Annotated in this window: 2 protein-coding genes; one reads left to right on the top strand and one right to left on the bottom strand. The window is 72.1% G+C overall.

The window, feature by feature from the left end; translation table 11 throughout:
- Positions 1 to 889 (top strand): AMP-binding protein (locus ACYVE7_RS33155; protein ID WP_460370420.1); only part of this gene is annotated, 889 nt, incomplete at its 5' end.
- Between the two features lie 4 nt (positions 890 to 893).
- Here the strand turns inward: ACYVE7_RS33155 and efeU are convergent.
- The gene (gene efeU / locus ACYVE7_RS33150; RefSeq protein WP_460370418.1) at positions 894 to 1,757 is read right to left on the bottom strand and encodes an iron uptake transporter permease EfeU; all 864 of its coding nucleotides are present in this window, start codon (positions 1,755 to 1,757) and stop codon (positions 894 to 896) included.
- Positions 1,758 to 1,996: the final 239 nt, after the last annotated feature.

Genomic DNA, 1,996 nt, shown 5'->3' with positions numbered 1-1,996 from the left:
CCCGCGCGCCCTGACCGAACTGCTGATCGCCTGCGCCAAGCTCGGCGTCGAACCGGTCGTCCTCGACCCGGCCCGGACCACGCCCGACCTGGTCGCCGCCCTGTCCCGGGCAGACGTCCTGATCTCCGACGCCGCCCGCGCCGACCTGGCCCGCACCGCGCCCGCCCGAGTCGCCAGGCTCGCCGCCGAGGACCTGCCCTACCACCGCGACGCCCGCTCCCTGAAACCCGCCAGGAAGGGCAGGGGCGAGCCGTTCGCCTCGGTGCTGTCCCGGATCCCGCTGAAGGTCCACGAGACGGCGCTGGTCGGCTCGCCGCTCTTCCACACCTCCGGCAGGACGGCCCTGCATCTGGCGATCGGGCTCCGCTCCACCGTCGTGCTGACCTCCCGCACCGACCCCGCCGGCGCCCTCGCGGCCGTCGAACGGCACCGCTGCACCGCCCTGTTCGCCGGGCCCGCCGTGCTCAAGGGCGCGGTCGCGCTGGATCCCGCGCTCCGCGCGTCCTTCGACCTGTCGACCCTCAGGATCGCGGTCGGTCAGGGCGGCGCGCTGCCCGCCGGGTTCGCCCCCGAGTTCATGGACGTGTTCGGCGAGATCCTCTACTCCGTCTACGGCACAGCCCTGTCGATCGCGACCCCGGGCGAGCTGCTGGACCGGCCCGACACCGCGGGCCGGCCCGTCGGAGCCGTCAAGGTGGTGCGCGAGGACGGGCGTCCGGCCCTGCCGAACATGCCCGGGGTGATCGTCGCCGATTCGGCGCCGGTCGGGGTCGGCCATCTCGACCCCGACGGGCGGCTGTTCGTGGCGGAGGGCGTCACCGTCCGGGACTGGCTCCGCCGCCAGGTCGACCGGCTCGCGGTCACCCGCGAGCTCCCCGGTCTCGTCTGAACGCTCAGGCGTTCTCGGCGGCGGTCTCGGCCGCCGCCGGCCGCGCCTTCACCTTGGCCGGGCGCAGGAACAGGAACATCACCGGCACGAGGTAGGCGAACCAGGCGGTGAGCTGGAGCCAGGTGATCGTCGGGGTGACGTTGAGGACGCCCTGGAACAGGGTCTGGAGCCACCGGCCGGCCTGCCCGAGCTCGGCGAAGAAGTCCGCCGGCTGGAGCGCGACCGCGTTCAGGCCCGGCAGGACGTCGGCCTCCTGCAGGTCGTGGAAGCCGTAGCCGAACACACCGGCCGCGACCACGATCAGGGCGGCGCCCGTCCAGGTGAAGAACTTCTTCAGGTTGAGGTTGAGGCCGCCCCGGTACAGCAGATAGCCGAGGACGACGGCCGTCGCCAGCCCGGCCAGCGCGCCCGACACCGGTTCGACGGCCGAGCCGTTGGAGTGGTTGATGTTGGTCCACAGGAACAGCGCGGTCTCCAGGCCCTCGCGGCCGACGGAGAGGAACGCCACGACGGCCAGGGCGCGCGGGCCGAGGTCGAGGGCGTCGTTCAGCCTGCCCTCCAGCTCCGCCTTGATCCCGCGGGCGGCCTTGCGCATCCAGAAGACCATCCAGGTGACCAGGCCCACCGCGACGATCGACAGGATCCCGCCCGTCAGCTCCTGGATCTTGAAGTGGTGCTCCTGGCCGATCAGGTACTCCAGCACCAGCGCGAACGCCACGCTCAGCGCCACCGCGACGCCCACACCCGTCCAGACCGGGACGAGCGCCTTCCGGTTGCCGGTCTTCACCAGATAGGCGATGAGGATGCTCACCACCAGCGCCGCTTCGAGGCCCTCACGCAGGCCGATCAGGTAGTTGCCGAGGAACAAGGGGGACTCTCCGGGGGTGAGGCAGACGCTAAGGCAAAGCTAACCTAACGCCCAGTATGAGCCGGTTCGACCACGGTGCCTAGCCGCAGACGTGTGAGAAGGCTCTTAACACGGCCTAGCCCTCGACGGGCGCGCCGTCCAGTTCGCCCTTGGTCTCCAGCCGGATCCAGGCCTTGGCGAGCGGCAGCCCGGCCAGGTCGGCCTGCCAGCCGCGCGCCCCCAGGGCCCGCAGCGCCGCC

The sequence above is a fragment of the Actinocorallia lasiicapitis genome, from assembly GCF_054778695.1.
The sequence above is the reverse complement of the archived record's forward strand: the minus strand, read 5'-3'. Positions and strand labels throughout refer to the sequence as shown.